Below are 16,321 nucleotides of genomic sequence, written 5' to 3'. Positions count from 1 at the left end.
TTTGAGGAGCTTGGTTTATATCCAATAGAAAAAGTGAATACGGGATGGCTTGCTTTATCAGCGTTTAGGAAATAAGTTGATAAAATGTGAAGGGTACAGGAGCCGTATACGAGGTCCGTACGTACGGTTCTGTGAGAGGGATGAGGCATAAGCCTCACCCTACTCGATGGTGTTTGGGGTCATTTGCCAAATGCAGACTGAGTTTATCAATCAATTGGTCTTGATGCTGTTGTTCAACTGTAGCCTGTGTTTTTGCTTCTAGCAATTCGTGGCTTAAGTTTAATGCTGCCATTAGTAGGGCTTTTTGATCGTTTCTAACGGTTGAGCGTTGTTTCATTTGCTCAACTAAGTCATTTAGATTTTTAGCTGCTGCTATTAATGCATCTTCCTGCCCTTCGGGGCAAGCAAATTGCTGCTCTTTACCTAGCAACTCAACAGTGACCCGCTGGTTTTGCAGCTCAGACATTAGCTAGCCTGTTGTGCGCTTTGTAATTTATCAAGAAGACCAGATAAAGTAGTGCTGGCATCTTTTTGCTTTTCTTCATTTTCTAAAGCTTCAAGCTGTAGTAATTCGTTTTCATCGCTTAGTTTAGTGCTCTGTTCTTTTAAAGTAGCAACATCTGTTTGTAATTGATTATTACGTTCGATTAAAGAATCGATCAGTTGTTCGAGTTGTTGAAGAGTAGTGTTGTTCATAAAGGCGCTCATATAACTGTAATTAATGTCATGCAAATGTAAAGCAAAGTGTGTTGATTTGCCAGCATTTACGGTGGTTTTAGCTGATTTTTCTTCTGTGTTAAGGGATAATTCAGCATATGAGCTTTTTCATTCAGAAATGGTTCACTTTAACACTCTCTTATCTTGGTGTAAGTTGCCAAAGCCTAGTGCTTATGGTTCACTTACGATATTAAATTGCGTATGGCGAAAATAAATAATGCTTAGTTACAGACACTCATTTCATGCGGGTAATCCTGCCGATGTACTTAAACATTTAGTACTGGCACAAGTACTAAATTATCAAACAATTAAAGATAAACCGCTTGATTATATAGACACGCATTCAGGTGCTGGCTTTTTTGAACTGGCAGCTGCTGATGCGCAAAAAACGCAAGAGTATCAAGATGGTATTGAAAAACTTTGGCAACATAAAAGTGAACATGCTGAGCTTAATGAGTACATTGAATTAATTAAGTCATTTAACGACACTGACGAACTTGCATTTTATCCAGGTTCACCAAAAATTGCAGAGCATTACTTGCGCCGCCAAGATAAGGGCTGGTTTTTTGAATTGCACCCGCGCGATTTATTATTACTTGAAGAAAACATGCAAGGTAAGCGCTCTATTCGTGTACGTGGAGAAGATGGCTTTACCGGCTTAGTAGGATTATTACCACCAGCATCTCGCAGAGCGTGTGTGTTAATTGACCCTCCGTACGAAATTAAAGATGACTACGAAACGGTTGTAAAAACCTTAGTTAAAGCTCATCAGCGTTTTGCTACAGGTACTTATATGATTTGGTATCCGGTAGTAGACAGAGAGCGCATTGATAATATGGAGCAGGGCTTAATTGATTCAGGAATGCGCAACATTCAGTTATTTGAATTAGGCACTGAAGCGGATACTGACGTACACGGTATGACAGCATCGGGCATGATTGTAATTAATCCTCCATGGAAGCTAAAGCAAACAATGGATGCAATAATGCCTGAACTTGTTAGTTTGTTAAGTGAGCCAAGTGGTTTTTACAGAAGTGAACAACTCGTTGATGAGTAACTTTAAATAGCGCTTATAACGAATAATAAAATGCCCAGCTTTGCTGGGCATTTTATTTAAAATCAATACGAATGTGTTAGGTAATATATATAAGGGAGCTAAATATTAATTAAAATAAACCGCACTAAAAGTAGCAAGCGTATTACCGCGACTGTTTTTAAGTTTTAGTGATTCACCTGTTATTTCCCACTTTGAAGTTTTGCTAAGTACGTCAGACATAGCCGCTTCTTGGCTCATATTATCCGAGCACATCTTTTTTGTACTTGCTAGCTGACTAAGTGTAATTGTTTGCTGCTCGGTGCTATAGCTTCCGCTAAAATTATTACAGCCTAAAAAGCCATTAACGCGGTGGTCTTTATTGAACTGAATGAATGGTTCTTTAGTTGTAACATTCACAGTTTGAGCATTTATTGTTATTGCTTTCCAGTAAGTATTTGTGAGTGTTACATCGGGTTTTTGAGTCGACACTTTTGAAAGCTCAATTTTATAGGGGGTAGTTAACTGTGATTCTGCAAACGGGTCATGATTTGTTGTACTTGTGTAAAGCACTTTGTCTTTATTTATAATTCTGGCGCTTAGGCTATAGCGATGTTTATCGCTAATTTTGCTGGCATCATAAATTAGCTCAACGGTAAATGGCGGGGCTTGGGTTACATCAATCACTTCTTGTGTGATTATATCGGCTTTTACATCCATTTTAGATACATTGGAAAGCGTAACTATTAATTGCGAGCCAGGGCGAAGCATACTGCGATCTTTGTAGCTAGCTTGGATAGTTAGGCTGGTTATTGCTTCTGCAATTTCTGTGTTTTCAGTCGATTTAGTTTGCTCACCGCAGCCAGTTACTGCAAAAGCGCTAAGCGCCAATAAGCCAATCCCTGCAACTGCCTTTTTACGCGAAGATACTGCTTGATGCTTTTCCATGTTGGTTATCCTTACTCAATATTATGTCCTTAGTGTATTACCTAGTTACTTAATCATTCCTTAACTTATTTTAAACATAAAAAAAGGCGCATTAGCGCCTTTAATAATTAAAAACAAACGATTATTTTTTAACAAACTTAGTTAAAATAACAATGCGCTGGCCGTCAACTCGCCCTTCAATATGTTCAGGGTTGCTGGTTAGGCCAATATTACGAACAGCTGTTCCACGTTTAGCGGTAAGGCTACTGCCTTTAACGTCTAAGTCTTTAATTAGGGTAACAGTATCGCCTGCTTGAAGTACTACACCGTTACTATCTACATGCTTTAAATCGTCATCTTCGGCAAGTGCTTTTTTAGCCCAGGTTAGCGTGTCTTCTTCAAGGTAAATCATGTCTAGCGCATCTTGTGCCCAGCCATTATCAGGCGCTAAACGCGAAAGCATTCTGTAAGCTACAACTTGTACTGCAGGAGTTTGGCTCCACATGCTATCGTTTAAACAGTGCCAATGTGTAGGCATTATTTCGCTGTTATTCTCGATTTGATCTTTACATGTTTGACACGTGTAAATACATTTATCTGAGTGGGTTTCAGTTACCGGTGGTACTTCATAAACAGATAAGTTCTCGGTGGCTGCACACAATTCACATTGATTATTACTACGTTCGATTAAGGCTTTTTCAATACTCATGGGGCTCTTTCTGATTCTGGTCGAGTTAACATTGCTGCTATTATACTCCAAAACACGAGCTCTGCGCCATTAGTCCCTTAATTTTGTGTGGGTATATTACTCATACACTTATCTTTAATACTTTTTATATAGCCTTGAGTGCTTTTTTGATTATTCCGGGGGGGAATGCCTGGTTTGGCTGAATCGTTTGTATAAAATGGATAATGCTTGCCAGATGCACCCACATTATATTTTAAGGGCGTGGTGTTAGGCTTTGCTAAAGTTGAAAATATAAATAGCAAAAGACAAACTTTTAATATCTGAAAAAAGTTGGTCAAAGCTCCACCTTTTATATTAAAGTTATTATATGAGTATTGTGTAGTTTTAGCTGTTTTGTAATGGTTACTATGTTTATCTTATGCGAGTTGCATTAAAGTACACGTATTATTGGCTGTTTTGCCATCTCTTATTTATAGGTTTAGAGCCAAGTGAAATTAAATAACATACCTGATGAGGTACAAAAAATAACTCAGTTTGTCGCCCGGCAACCTATTTTTGATATAGATCAGAATGTTTTCTCATACGAACTACTCTATCGAGATTCAGCCAATAATGCGTTTCCTGTGGGCACTTCTGATGTGCATGCGACAAGCCGCCTGTTTTTTAATGCATTAATGTTGGTAGGTTTAGATAGACTTACCGCGCATCATTTAGCTTTTATAAACTTGTCATCAGAAACTATTCTCGATAACTTTCCCAAACTTTTATTGCCAGAAAATAGTGTTATTGAAATAGTAGAGCGCACGGGTAATATTCCTGCGGTTGCTGAGCGTGTGCAAGAACTTAAAAAAGAAGGGTATGTTTTTGCACTTGATGATTACGATGGCGATCCAAAATGGGAGCCACTATTAGCACATGTTGATTACATAAAAATTGAGATAGATGATCCGGTTATTAAAACCAATATGCGCATTAAAAAAATAAAACGCGCAAATCCACATGCAAAAATAATTGTTGAACGAATAGAGACGCATGAACAATTTAATATATTAAAATTGGCAGGCTGTGATTTATTTCAGGGGTTCTTTTTTTCTCGCCCAGAAATGATTACGTATAAAGGTGTAGAGCCTTCAAAGTTAACTGTTTTTGATCTATTGCGTTTTACAGCAAAACAAACACTTTGCTTTAAAGAAGTTCATCAACGAGTGGCCAGAGATGTAGCCATAACAGCCAGGGTTTTAAAGCTGGCTAACGCGCGTTCAGGCAAAGCAAATTTAGTTATTACTTCTATTTCACAAGCGGTTATTTATTTAGGTGAAGATACAATAAGGCAATTTGTTCGTGTATTAGCAATTAGTGAGTTGGGGGTCGAAAAACCAACTGAGTTAACTAAGCTTGCTTTAACTCGGGCACAATTTATGTCGCTTATTTTAGAGCAAAATAATAAAGAACTGACTGAGCAAGGCTATCTAGTGGGTTTGTTTTCTGTGCTTGATGCCATTTTAGATGGCGATTTAAAAGACATAGTTAAAGAGTTTACTTTAGATGCTGCAATATCTGATGCGTTACTACTTGAAAAAGGCACTTTAGGTGAGTGTTTATCGCTAATAAAAGAGTTTGAAGTAGATAATATTGATAAGGCGATGGTTCAACTAGCTAAAATAAATCCCGAACAACATGTTGGGCATATATTTAATTTTTTACTGGATGCTGTTTTATACAGTGACGACATTATTGAGGCAATAGCAGAATAAATATGCGTAATTGGTTGTCGGTTATAAGTGTAGTGGTTGCTCTTTGTTTATTGTTTCCTGGTATTACAAAACCAGTATTAACAATAGAGGGCAACATAGATAAATCAAAACTAGCGCAAGCGGGTATTGAAATGCTGGCTGAAGAGGGCGATGGTCGAACTCGCAGTATGCTAATGATGTTCTCGAACATGCTAGGGCTTGATAAGTTAGAAGGTGAGATTAGCGCCTATAACAAAACACAAAGTATTTTAGGCACAGTTAAAGAGCTTGCTAGCAATAATAATTTATTTGTAGCCGCTTTAGTGGGGTTGTTTTCTATTGTTATTCCAAGCTTAAAGCTATTATTACAGTTGCTTTATTGTTGCCTACCTTTGAATGGGTTTAAGCAAAAGCTCGGTCTGGTTATTTGTGCATTAAGTAAGTGGAGCATGGTTGATGTATTTGTTATTGCATTAATAGTGACTTACTTAGCAGGTAACGCCCATGGTAAAAGTGGCGAGCTACTTGTTATGAATGCACAATTTTGTGAAGGGTTTTGGTATTTTAGCGCATATTGTATATTTGCAATTATCGCGAGTAACTTAATTAAAACACCTGCTAAACCGCAGTCTACATAATTAAAGTATTTGTGGTTGCCGTTAGGTTACCTTACAATCATTTTAAAGTTTATTAAAAGGCATAATGTTGCAACGTTTTTACTCTAGTTTACTCATGATAACTTTACTGCTCACTTTTGTGGGTCAGGCAGTTGCGTCTGTAGCTATGGTATGCGAAATGCCACATATGCCAACTAAGACAGCAACGCATGCCCAAATGCCAATGACACAAAGTAGTGATGCAACAGCTGTCGTTAGCATGTCTGAAAATATGATGCAGATGGATTGTTGCGACGACGAAAGTACGCCACAAAATGACTGTAAATGCCCTATGAGTGGCTGCGCTGCTAACTCAATGCTTAATGTTGATACTTTATTTAGCGTTACTTTACTTGAATCTGAAAAAGTAAATGTACGTGTATTTACTACACAAATTAATATACCTCGTTCACTCTACCGCCCTCCTATGTCTGCTTAATAGCAGGATAGGTGTATGTAAAAATTGCGGTAACCCCGTTTATTGGTAACTCCTAAACACCTTTTTTGCTTCCTAATTTAAGATTTTCTTTTATTTTTAGATGGAGCAGGTGATGAACCACGCTGTAAGTATTAAAGTCGTATTATGTAGTGTTGTGTTATTTAGCACAGCCGTTAATGCGCAAAACAATCAAAATAACCTAAATACCGAAACACTAAAGCAAACTAGTAATGAGCAAACGCTTAGCTTAACGCAAGCGCTTAATTATGCGCTAACGCATGAGCCATGGCTAAAAGCGAGTGGCTACCAAGAAGATGCAGCAATAGCGCAAAGCATTGCCGCTGGCACCTTACCCGATCCTGTTTTAACGGTTGGCTTACTCAACTTACCTACTAACGGTTATGCGTTTGATCAAGAAGGGATGACGCAGCTTAAAGTTGATTTGAGCCAAAAGTTTAGCCGAGGGAATAGTTTAGCGCTTAGACAAAAAGCATTAGCACAGTCTGCTCAACAATACCCTTCGCAGCGCGCCGATCGCTTAGCACAAGTAAAAGCAATTGTGATTGAGTCGTGGTTAAACGCGTATCGTGCTCAGCGAAGTATTGCTTTAATTGAGCTAGATAAAGGGCTATTTACTCAACTTATTGACATTACCGAAGCAAGCTACGCAAGCACCTTAGGTAAAACACGTCAGCAAGATATTATTCGTGCGCAATTAGAACTCACCCGTCTTGAAGATAAGCTGGTTATGCTTGAGCAGCAATTTGAAAGTGCTAAAAACCGTTTAGCACAGTGGTTACCTATGAATATGCTTATGCAGCCTTTAAATACTGAGTTTACTAAAACCGCAGGGCTGGTTGATTTTGCGAGCCTTGAATTTGATGAGCTAATACAGTTGCTTATGACGCATCCCGCAATTATTGCGATAGATAAAACCGTAACGGCAAAGCAAACCGAAGTTGCACTCGCTAAGCAAAGCTACAAACCTCAGATGGGCGTTAATGTGGGTTATGGTTACCGGGATGATACCCCGATGGGTGAGTCGCGAGCTGATTTACTCTCTGTAGGGTTTAGTATTGATTTGCCATTGTTTACTGATAACAGACAAGATCAACAGGTTAAATCGGCTATTGCGAGTGCAGAAGCTACTAAAACACAAAAGCTGGTGGCGCTTCAAAAACTCAAAGGCATGTACTTTAAGGAGTTTAGCCAACTCGCTCGTTTGCAAAAACGCGATGCGCTTTATCAAAATACGTTATTACCGCAAATGTCAGAGCAATCTCAGGCAACACTAAATGCTTATACACGCGACGACGGGGATTTTTCTGACGTGATGCGCGCGCGCATTAGTGAACTTAACGCCAAAATTGATGCACTGAATATTCAAGTAGATCAACATATTATTACCGCCCGCCTTAATTATTATGCAAGTAGCTTAGACCCCCAAGTAATGAGCGAGCAAACTGGAGAATTACACAATGAATACTAATTTAAAGTTACTTGTTGCCGCCTTAGTTGGCGCAGGCGCCTTTGGGTTAATAGGCGGCTTAGTAATGCAGTTTTTACCTAGCAACTCGGCAATGAATGAACAACAAAGCGCAGACAAACAGCCCTTATATTGGGTAGCCCCTATGGATAGTAATTACAGGCGTGACACGCCAGGGCTTTCGCCAATGGGAATGGATTTAGTACCTGTGTATGAAAACGCTAGCAACGCTCAGGATGGACCTGGTGCTGTAACTATTTCGCCTGCAGTAGTTAATAACTTTGGTGTAAGAACTGCCAAAGTAGAGCTTAAAACACTTCACAGCGATATAAATACTGTGGGTTATGTGCAATATAACCAAGACCAACTTATTCACATTCATCCGCGTGTAGAAGGCTGGATTGAAAGTTTATATGTTAAAGCACAAGGCGCAGAAGTTAAAGCCGGTGAGCCTTTATATACATTGTATTCACCACAATTGGTGAACGCACAGGAAGAGCTTTTATTGGCGGTTAATCGTAATAATACCGTGTTAATTCGGGCTGCAAAGGCGCGTTTAGAGTCGTTAAATGTGTCTGATGGATTTATCGAGCGCTTACAAAAAAATAAAAAGATAATGCAAAATATTACTTTTTACGCAAAGCAAAGTGGTGTGGTAGATGAGCTAACAGTACGAGAAGGCTTTTACGTTAAACCAGGCACATCAATGATGAGTATTGCCCAGCTTGATGAAATTTGGGTAGAGGCGGAAGTGTTCGAGCGCCAATCAGAACAAGTGAGTGTTGGGTTGCCCGTTACAATGACGCTTGATTACTTAAAAGGTCAAAAGTGGGAAGGTAAGGTTGATTACATTTACCCCGCGCTTGATGCTAAAAACCGGACTCTGCGTGTAAGGCTTAGGTTTGAAAATGCAGATCATCGGTTAAAACCAAATATGTTTGCACAAGTGAGCATTCACGCTAAAGCGAGTAAGGCGCAATTTACAGTCTCTAAAGAAGCGGTAATTCGCACGCAGCATCAAAACCGTGTAGTTATTGCATTAGGTGAGGGTCGTTTTAAATCGGTAGAAGTCGACGTTGGGCAAATTAATAGTAATGAAGCGGTGATTTTGTCAGGTGTAATGACAGGTGACACGGTAGTGACTTCAGCGCAATTTTTAATAGACTCTGAATCGAGTAAAAGCTCTGACTTTAAGCGAATGGAAATGCCTAGTTCTGGTATTAGCTCAGGTATGAGCTCGGATTCTGGTTCAGACTCTAATATGAACATGGATATGCAGCCACAAAGCGCCACGGTTAACGGCACTATTAATGCCATAGATACACAAAATCGCATTATAAATATTAGTCGAGAAGCCATTGAAAAATGGAATCGAGAACCCGCCACAATGGACTTTGTATTAGCGCCAGATATTGATATTACTCAGTTTGAAAATGCCCAGCATATTAATTTTACTTTTAGCATTATTAATGATGAATTTGTAATTACTAAAGCGCAAAACGCAGAGCTGATTGATCATTCTACTATGCAACCTATGCAACATAGTTCTCACTAGGAGCCATTATGATAACTGCCATTATTCGCTGGTCTGTTGGCAATCGCTTTTTTGTGTTGTTGCTTACATTAATTTTACTGGGTGGAGGATTGTTTGCACTAAAAAATACGCCCGTGGATGCCTTACCTGACTTATCTGATGTTCAGGTCATTATAAAAACTACTTACCCGGGGCAAGCGCCGCAAGTAGTGCAAGACCAAGTTACATTTCCGCTCACCACTGCAATGCTTTCTGTGCCGGGTGCACAAACTGTAAGGGGTTTTTCGTTTTTTGGTGACTCGTACGTTTACGTTATTTTTGACGAAAAAACTGATTTGTATTGGGCGCGTAGCCGAGTACAAGAATACCTAAGCCAAGCAGCAAACCGATTGCCCGATAGCGCTACGCCAGAGCTTGGCCCTGATGCAACAGGCGTAGGTTGGATTTACTTATACGCACTAATTGATAAAACAAATAAACACGATATTAGTCAGCTACGAAGCTTACAAGATTGGTTTTTAAAGTTTGAGCTACAAACTGTGCCCGGTGTATCTGAAGTGGCTGCTGTTGGTGGCATGGTTAAGCAATACCAAGTCAATGTAGAGCCTGATAAATTACGTGCATATGGTATCCCGCTTAGCCTTATTCAAACGGCGATTCAACAAGGCAACCAAGAGATGGGCGCCTCGGTAGTTGAAATGGCTGAAGCTGAATACATGGTAACAAGCACAGGCTACATTAAAAGTGTTGCCGACCTAGAAGCTATTCCGCTTGGTGTAAACGCTAATGGTACTGCGCTGCAATTGCGTGATGTAGCCGATATTAGAGTCGGGCCGCAAATGCGCCGTGGTATTGCAGAGCTTAATGGCGAAGGCGAAGTAACCGGCGGCATTGTTATTATGCGCTATGGCGAAAATGCACAAAAAACTATTGAGCTGGTAAAAGCAAAATTAGAATCACTTAAAAAGGGATTACCAGAGGGCGTTGAAATAATCCCTGTGTACGATCGCTCCAACTTAATTAATAACGCGGTAGATAATCTAACAAGTAAGCTAATTGAAGAGCTGATTGTAGTTGCTTTGGTGTGTGTGGTGTTTTTGTTTCATGTGCGCTCATCATTGGTGGCGATTATTACGTTACCGCTTGGGATTTTAACGGCATTTATAATTATGTATTGGCAGGGGATTAACGCCAACATTATGTCTTTAGGAGGAATTGCAATAGCGATAGGTGCAATGACCGACGGCGCTATCGTCATGATTGAAAATATGCACAAACATATGGAAAAAACGCCCCTTACCAACGAAAACCGCTGGGAAGTTGTGGCTAAATCGGCGAGTGAAGTGGGTCCTGCATTATTTTTTAGTTTATTAATTATTACCGTCAGCTTTATGCCGGTATTTATTTTAGAAGCGCAAGAAGGACGTATGTTTGCGCCACTGGCTTACACTAAAACCTATGCTATGGCAGCGTCTGCTGGGCTTGCGATTACCTTGGTGCCGGTATTAATGGGTTACTTTATTAGAGGTAAAGTTATTTCGGAGCAAAAAAATCCAGTTAACCGATTACTCGTCGCAGCGTATCGCCCACTACTTAACTGGGTGCTTAAATTTCCAAAAATGACATTGGTACTCGCGGTGGTTGTTTCTGTTATTGGCTTTTACCCGGTAAACAAAATAGGCAGTGAATTTATTCCGCCACTTGATGAGGGCGACTTAATGTATATGCCCACAACGTATCCTGGTTTATCGGTAGGTAAAGCGCGCGAAATACTACAGCAAACCGACAAGCTAATTGCCACAGTACCCGAGGTTAAAACAGTATTTGGTAAAGTTGGGCGAGCAGAAACTGCAACAGATCCTGCGCCGCTTACAATGATAGAGACGTTTATTCAGTTAAAACCAAAAGATGAATGGCGCGATGGTATGACCCTTGAAAAACTTAAAAAAGAACTCGACGGTTTGGTTAAGTTTCCGGGGTTGACGAATGCGTGGGTAATGCCAATTAAAACACGTATTGATATGCTCGCAACCGGTATTAAAACTCCCGTGGGCATTAAAGTTGCGGGACCAAAGTTGAGTGAAATTCAAAAAATTGGTCAACAAATAGAAGTGCTTTTAAAAGATCTACAAGGCACTGCATCGGTTTACTCAGAGCGAGTAGCCGGTGGACGTTATATAAAAGTAGATATAAATCGTGAAAAAGCCGCGCGCTATAGCTTAAATATTAGCGACATACAGCAAGTTGTATCTACTGCAATTGGTGGTACAAACGTAACTCAAACCGTAGAAGGGCAAGAGCGCTACCCAGTTAATTTGCGTTACCCGCAAGCATACAGAGACTCGCCAGAAGAGCTAATGTTGTTACCCATTGTAACGCCTACAGGGCAGCGTATAGCACTTGGTGATGTAGCCAATGTATTTATTGAAGATGGACCGCCTGGTATAAAAAGCGAAAATGCACGTTTAAACGGTTGGAGTTTTATTGATATAGATGGCGTTGATATTGGTACTTACGTTGAGCACGCTCAGCAAGTGCTCGATAAGGACCTAATACTACCTGCTGGCTACTCAATTACGTGGGCTGGGCAGTATGAATACATGCAGCGCGCTAAAGACAAACTGACTTATGTATTACCACTTACATTAGCGATTATTATTGTGTTGCTTTATCTTAATTTTAGAAGCTTTGCTGAGGTCACTATTATTATGGCTACGTTGCCACTGGCAATGATTGGTGGCGTATGGCTAATGTATTTAGAGGGCTTTAACTTTTCAGTTGCAGTGGGTGTAGGTTTTATTGCCTTAGCTGGGGTAGCGGTAGAAATTGGGGTCATTATGTTGGTGTATTTAAACCAAGCCTATCAAGAAAAATGCATCGAAGCAGAGCAGGCAGATAAGCCACTTAGTTTAGTGCAATTACAGCAAGCTATTATTGAAGGTGCAGGGCTTCGAGTACGCCCGGTTATGATGACTGTCGCGACAATTATTATTGGCTTGCTACCTGTGCTGTATGGCACAGGCACCGGAAGCGAAGTAATGAGTCGAATAGCTGCACCTATGGTTGGCGGTATGGGCAGTGCAATTGTACTCACCTTACTTGTTATTCCTGCGGTTTACCTACTGTGGCGCAAACAAGGACTTAAATAATATAAAGCAACAAGACGATAGAGCAGTGCGGTTACTACCCACGCATTGCTCTATAAAAATTACCTATAATTTGTAAGTTGTTCTATTAAAGAGCTAGTTATTACTCATATTTAAATTAACCAACTGTTTTTAAATGGCTTTTTAATTGGCACGCTTTACGCAGTGTATTACCTATACAGTCAACTAAGTAAGGAATGCACATGCAAGTTAAAACAATTAAAGAGGTATACGATTGGACCGTTTTGTTTCATACGCAAATGGCGGCTAATTTTTATAGCGTAAAGGATTTACTCGATGAACATAATGCAATGCTGGTGGACTACTACCTAAATTACGAAAAAAAACTCGCCGAAGATTTAGTCGGGTTTAAAGCGATAACTGAAATAAATACGCTCGATACGTACAGTTATGAATACTTTGCTAAAAATCCTGAGCTAATTACTTTCGAAGACATTAGTAAAGACCAGCAATTTGATGAGAAAGTTATTCAAGCTTACTTATCAGAGCAACATCAAAAAGTGATTGAGTTATATGAATACTTACTTGAACGCGCTGAAACTCAAAGTGGGCAAGAAAAGCTTCAACAAATACTAGAGCTTGAAAAGCAAGGTATAAAGCAAATGATGCAAAGTACTAATCGTCATATGGATATGTAGCTTTATAAAAGAGCGGGATTACTGAGTTTATCTCGCTCTTATTAGCTTTAAGGTGATTATTTAAAATAGCTGATGCTTGCATCGGCTTATTTTATGTCTGCGTTAAATAATCTGCAGAGCATTTTGATGGACTAAAATGGTATGCGTGTCAGTTGTATGGCACGCATAAATGGAGGTTAAACTTCTTCTGTATCTACAATTAAATCACTTGTAATTGATTCCAATGCTTCAATAACTTCGTCTTTATCCATACCATTTGGCAAAGTAACGGTAGCAACAGCGCTAAAAATAGGCACTCCCCAATTAGGTGCACTTTGTTGTCTTGAATTTAAGTGAGTAATATTAGCGCCTTTATGACGTATTACACTTGCCAGTTCTTGAACAATCCCAGGACGGTCGTTACCTGTTATAACTAGATTAATTTGCTCTAGTGTTGATGGTTCAATCTCTGTGTTTCCGGTTTCAATACGAACGTCTAACTTAGGTAACTTATTTAAAGCACTTTGTAATGATTGAAAATGCTCCTCAGCAACTTCAAGTTGAATAATACCTGCAAAATGACCTAATAAATGGCTTAAGTTACTACTAAGCCAGTTGCCATGATTTTGTAATACGACTGATGAGATGCTCTCTACTAAACCAGGGCGATCTTTCCCTAAAATAGTTATAACCAACTGCTTCATAAATAATTCTCTTTTTAAGCCCAAAGAAAGTAAATGCATAGGCATTAAGTGTATTGTCTAATCTAAATTGTGTGTTGTTGTACTTTCTATAAATCGTTAATTTTAAAGCAATAAAAATGAATATGGTTGTGTTGACTATACGCGGTATTAATAGTCATTCTTATTTAGTAAGTACTCTTTTAGTATTGACCTCGATAAATGCTTTGTCCAATTATTTTATAATTTAGTTCACTTAAAAATCATCTATATGAGACTTATTTAGCGATTTTCTTCGCTAGTTTTATTTAAAACCGTTTTAACGTGCTTATTATTACTGCTGTAACATTACTGTCATCTTGATGAAATATAATTTATAGAACGTTAAGATTTAAGGGTGTTTTGATGACTTCAAATCCGAATAAACCGACTTTTAATACGGATCGAAGCCGTCTATTTAAAGATCGGTTTGCCAAATTTGGTATAACCGCAGGTGGGATAATGGTATTGGTAGCACTGCTATTAATATTCTTTTACCTTCTTTATGTAGTACAGCCAATTTTTGAATCAGCAAAAGTAGAAAAACGCGATAGCTTTCAGGTCGCTAATTCGCAGCAAATAGCAGGCCTAGGTGTAGAAGAGCAAACTGAAGTTGCTTATTTACTCAGTCAGCAAGGTCAGGTTGATTTTTACAGTGTGCAAGATGGCAGCTTTGGTAAAAAGCTTAAAACATTAAACGCCGAGCTACCAAGTGATGCAACAAGCTTTGCAACTAGCGCGCCTTTTCAAGGGCATTATGCGTTTGGTTTAAAAGATGGCACTGTAATGGTCGTAGCACCTAAATTTTTGGTCACCTTTCCTAATAACGAGCGTAAATTAACGCCTCGTTTAGACTTTCCTCTTGGGGAAATGGCTTTGGAAGTAGATGAACAAGGCTCAGCTATTAAACGCTTTGCATTTAGCCACTATGAAGACAGAACAGCTGTTGTCGCACTTACAGAAGACAAACGGGTGCTGTTTAGCAGTTTTGTTGCTGAAGAGAATATGTTTACTGGCGAAGTTGAGTGGGTTGTTGAGCGCACAGAGCTAGATGTTGAAGGGCGTGTAGATGAGCTATTAATGTCTCCAGATACAACCCGTACTTTTGTACGTTCTGCTAATCAAGTTTACGTATACGATACACGTGACCCAAGTGATGTAGAGCAAATTCAGCTACTTTCAGCTAACGAAGAAAATGCCAATATTGTATCTGCACAGTTGTTGGCTGGTGCAAACTCATTAATGCTTGCGAATGATAACGGTGAGGTTTCGCAGTGGTTTGAAGTAAACACTGACACAGGCCGCGAATATCAAAAAATTCGCTCATTTGAAACGACTAAGCAAAGTAAGCTAAATATATTTACTGAGTTTTACCGTCGTACTTTTTTTACTACCGGCAATAATGGTGAGCTAGGTGTGTATTACACAACAAGTGAAGCAAAACTTTGGCAAGGTAAAGTAAGTGAAGGTGCAATAGAGAACTTTGCAATTGCACCACGTTCAAATGCTGCGTTAATTTTAGCGGATAACAAACTAACCGTATTAGATATTCACAACGAGCATCCAGAAGTTACTTGGTCAGCACTTTGGCAAGAAGTCTGGTACGAAGGTTACCCAGAGCCAGGTTATATATGGCAGTCAACATCAGCTAGTGATGACTTTGAGTCTAAGTTTTCATTAGTGCCAATTTCGTTTGGTACATTAAAAGCTGCACTTTACGCTATGTTGTTTGCTGTACCAATCGCGCTTTCGGCGGCTATTTACACGGCATACTTTATGTCGAGCAAATTACGTAAAGTGGTTAAGCCTACCGTAGAAATAATGGAAGCATTACCAACGGTTATTTTGGGTTTTTTAGCGGGTCTTTGGTTAGCACCGTTAATAGAAGAACACTTACCTGCGATTGTTGGGTTACTCGTACTATTACCGCTAGGTATGTTAGCGACGGGCTTAGCTTGGACTAAATTGCCAACAAAAATTAGCCATAGAATTCCTGAAGGTTCTCATTCAATTATCCTTATTCCGGTCGTCTTACTTATTGGTTGGTTTTCGTTTGCGATGAGTGGATTTGTTGAGCTTTGGATGTTTGACGGCAATGTACGTCAGTACTTAACAAATGAGCTGGGTATGACATTCGATCAACGTAACTCACTTGTTGTAGGTATTGCGATGGGTTTTGCGGTTATTCCTACCATATTCTCAATTGCAGAAGATGCTGTATTTAGTGTTCCAAAGCATTTATCAAATGGCTCATTAGCATTAGGTGCAACGCAGTGGCAAACACTAATACGCGTTGTATTACTAACAGCAAGCCCTGGTATTTTCTCAGCGGTAATGATGGGACTTGGCCGAGCAGTTGGCGAAACCATGATTGTACTTATGGCCACGGGTAATACACCTATTATGGATTGGAGTATTTTCCAAGGTATGCGAACGCTTGCGGCAAATATTGCAGTTGAAATGCCAGAGTCTGAAGTAGGCAGTTCACATTATAGAATACTGTTCTTAGCGGCCTTTGTACTATTCATATTCACATTCATTTTTAACACAGTCGCTGAGTTTGTTCGCCAGCAACTGCGTGAAAAATATAGCTCGATGTAAGCGG

At 39.5% G+C, this 16,321-nt stretch carries 15 protein-coding genes; 9 read left to right on the top strand and 6 right to left on the bottom strand.

Annotated elements, in window-relative coordinates; translation table 11 throughout:
* Positions 1-154 precede the first annotated feature (154 nt).
* Together QL998_RS15450 and zapB are read right to left on the bottom strand one after the other, a co-directional pair.
* Complete coding sequence (locus QL998_RS15450; protein ID WP_290193014.1) at positions 155-466, bottom strand: cell division protein ZapA; 312 nt, start codon at positions 464-466, stop codon at positions 155-157.
* Positions 466-696 carry a cell division protein ZapB gene (gene zapB, locus QL998_RS15445; protein WP_290193013.1) on the bottom strand — a complete coding sequence of 77 codons (231 nt, stop codon included), beginning with the start codon at positions 694-696 and terminating at the stop codon, positions 466-468. Before zapB ends, QL998_RS15450 begins: the two co-directional genes overlap by 1 nt.
* A 238-nt stretch (positions 697-934) precedes the next feature.
* On the opposite strand from zapB, the gene rlmJ reads away from it, so the two are divergent.
* A complete protein-coding gene (gene rlmJ / locus QL998_RS15440) occupies positions 935-1,774 on the top strand; it encodes a 23S rRNA (adenine(2030)-N(6))-methyltransferase RlmJ (protein WP_024605604.1) in 840 nt (279 codons plus the stop codon).
* Positions 1,775-1,879: 105 nt separating this feature from the next.
* On the opposite strand, the gene QL998_RS15435 is transcribed toward rlmJ, so the two are convergent.
* The 3 genes from QL998_RS15435 to QL998_RS15425 all read right to left on the bottom strand — a co-directional run bounded on the left by QL998_RS15435 (position 1,880) and on the right by QL998_RS15425 (position 3,703).
* On the bottom strand, positions 1,880-2,698 hold the full coding sequence (locus QL998_RS15435; protein WP_101164326.1) for an META domain-containing protein: 819 nt from the start codon (positions 2,696-2,698) through the stop codon (positions 1,880-1,882).
* Positions 2,699-2,819: 121 nt separating this feature from the next.
* The gene (locus QL998_RS15430) at positions 2,820-3,386 is read right to left on the bottom strand and encodes an alkylphosphonate utilization protein (RefSeq protein ID WP_024592489.1); all 567 of its coding nucleotides are present in this window, start codon (positions 3,384-3,386) and stop codon (positions 2,820-2,822) included.
* Between the two features lie 77 nt (positions 3,387-3,463).
* Complete coding sequence (locus QL998_RS15425) at positions 3,464-3,703, bottom strand: hypothetical protein (RefSeq protein WP_290193012.1); 240 nt, start codon at positions 3,701-3,703, stop codon at positions 3,464-3,466.
* A gap of 150 nt (positions 3,704-3,853) precedes the next feature.
* Between QL998_RS15425 and QL998_RS15420 the strand changes: the two genes are divergently transcribed.
* The 7 genes from QL998_RS15420 to QL998_RS15390 all read left to right on the top strand — a co-directional run bounded on the left by QL998_RS15420 (position 3,854) and on the right by QL998_RS15390 (position 13,018).
* Entirely contained in the window at positions 3,854-5,119 is a 1,266-nt protein-coding gene (locus QL998_RS15420; RefSeq protein WP_182194439.1) for an EAL domain-containing protein, read from the top strand.
* A 2-nt stretch (positions 5,120-5,121) separates the two neighbouring features.
* Positions 5,122-5,736, top strand: coding sequence for a paraquat-inducible protein A (locus QL998_RS15415; protein WP_290193011.1), 615 nt, complete (start codon positions 5,122-5,124; stop codon positions 5,734-5,736).
* Between the two features lie 94 nt (positions 5,737-5,830).
* Complete coding sequence (locus QL998_RS15410; RefSeq protein WP_225913250.1) at positions 5,831-6,193, top strand: hypothetical protein; 363 nt, start codon at positions 5,831-5,833, stop codon at positions 6,191-6,193.
* A 112-nt stretch (positions 6,194-6,305) separates the two neighbouring features.
* The gene (locus QL998_RS15405; RefSeq protein ID WP_165743426.1) at positions 6,306-7,682 is read left to right on the top strand and encodes a TolC family protein; all 1,377 of its coding nucleotides are present in this window, start codon (positions 6,306-6,308) and stop codon (positions 7,680-7,682) included.
* Positions 7,672-9,234, top strand: a complete 1,563-nt coding sequence (locus tag QL998_RS15400) for an efflux RND transporter periplasmic adaptor subunit (RefSeq protein ID WP_165743424.1) — start codon at positions 7,672-7,674, stop codon at positions 9,232-9,234. The genes QL998_RS15405 and QL998_RS15400 overlap by 11 nt, the downstream gene beginning before the upstream one ends.
* An 8-nt stretch (positions 9,235-9,242) precedes the next feature.
* Positions 9,243-12,362 carry an efflux RND transporter permease subunit gene (locus QL998_RS15395; protein WP_290193010.1) on the top strand — a complete coding sequence of 1,040 codons (3,120 nt, stop codon included), beginning with the start codon at positions 9,243-9,245 and terminating at the stop codon, positions 12,360-12,362.
* Positions 12,363-12,562: 200 nt separating this feature from the next.
* Entirely contained in the window at positions 12,563-13,018 is a 456-nt protein-coding gene (locus tag QL998_RS15390; protein ID WP_165743420.1) for a hypothetical protein, read from the top strand.
* Between the two features lie 176 nt (positions 13,019-13,194).
* Here the strand turns inward: QL998_RS15390 and QL998_RS15385 are convergent, their stop codons facing one another.
* The gene (locus tag QL998_RS15385) at positions 13,195-13,701 is read right to left on the bottom strand and encodes an ACT domain-containing protein (protein WP_007586460.1); all 507 of its coding nucleotides are present in this window, start codon (positions 13,699-13,701) and stop codon (positions 13,195-13,197) included.
* A gap of 381 nt (positions 13,702-14,082) precedes the next feature.
* Here QL998_RS15385 and QL998_RS15380 point away from each other — a divergent pair, with 381 nt between their 5' ends.
* Positions 14,083-16,317, top strand: a complete 2,235-nt coding sequence (locus tag QL998_RS15380; protein ID WP_290193009.1) for an ABC transporter permease subunit — start codon at positions 14,083-14,085, stop codon at positions 16,315-16,317.
* Positions 16,318-16,321 lie beyond the last annotated feature (4 nt).

Origin of the sequence: Pseudoalteromonas sp. APC 3691, assembly GCF_030408135.1 — a bacterium.
GTDB lineage: Bacteria > Pseudomonadota > Gammaproteobacteria > Enterobacterales > Alteromonadaceae > Pseudoalteromonas.
The sequence above is the reverse complement of the archived record's forward strand: the minus strand, read 5'-3'. Positions and strand labels throughout refer to the sequence as shown.

What these genes read in the sequence shown, in the direction of transcription:
- QL998_RS15385 (WP_007586460.1), bottom strand. Translation starts at nt 13,701, where the DNA reads ATGAAGCAGTTGGTTATAACTATTTTAGGGAAAGATCGCCCTGGTTTA.
- QL998_RS15380 (WP_290193009.1), top strand. Translation starts at nt 14,083, where the DNA reads ATGACTTCAAATCCGAATAAACCGACTTTTAATACGGATCGAAGCCGT.
- QL998_RS15430 (WP_024592489.1), bottom strand. Translation starts at nt 3,386, where the DNA reads ATGAGTATTGAAAAAGCCTTAATCGAACGTAGTAATAATCAATGTGAA.
- QL998_RS15395 (WP_290193010.1), top strand. Translation starts at nt 9,243, where the DNA reads ATGATAACTGCCATTATTCGCTGGTCTGTTGGCAATCGCTTTTTTGTG.
- QL998_RS15405 (WP_165743426.1), top strand. Translation starts at nt 6,306, where the DNA reads ATGAACCACGCTGTAAGTATTAAAGTCGTATTATGTAGTGTTGTGTTA.
- QL998_RS15415 (WP_290193011.1), top strand. Translation starts at nt 5,122, where the DNA reads ATGCGTAATTGGTTGTCGGTTATAAGTGTAGTGGTTGCTCTTTGTTTA.
- QL998_RS15390 (WP_165743420.1), top strand. Translation starts at nt 12,563, where the DNA reads ATGCAAGTTAAAACAATTAAAGAGGTATACGATTGGACCGTTTTGTTT.
- QL998_RS15435 (WP_101164326.1), bottom strand. Translation starts at nt 2,698, where the DNA reads ATGGAAAAGCATCAAGCAGTATCTTCGCGTAAAAAGGCAGTTGCAGGG.
- QL998_RS15400 (WP_165743424.1), top strand. Translation starts at nt 7,672, where the DNA reads ATGAATACTAATTTAAAGTTACTTGTTGCCGCCTTAGTTGGCGCAGGC.
- zapB (WP_290193013.1), bottom strand. Translation starts at nt 696, where the DNA reads ATGAACAACACTACTCTTCAACAACTCGAACAACTGATCGATTCTTTA.
- rlmJ (WP_024605604.1), top strand. Translation starts at nt 935, where the DNA reads ATGCTTAGTTACAGACACTCATTTCATGCGGGTAATCCTGCCGATGTA.
- QL998_RS15450 (WP_290193014.1), bottom strand. Translation starts at nt 466, where the DNA reads ATGTCTGAGCTGCAAAACCAGCGGGTCACTGTTGAGTTGCTAGGTAAA.
- QL998_RS15410 (WP_225913250.1), top strand. Translation starts at nt 5,831, where the DNA reads ATGATAACTTTACTGCTCACTTTTGTGGGTCAGGCAGTTGCGTCTGTA.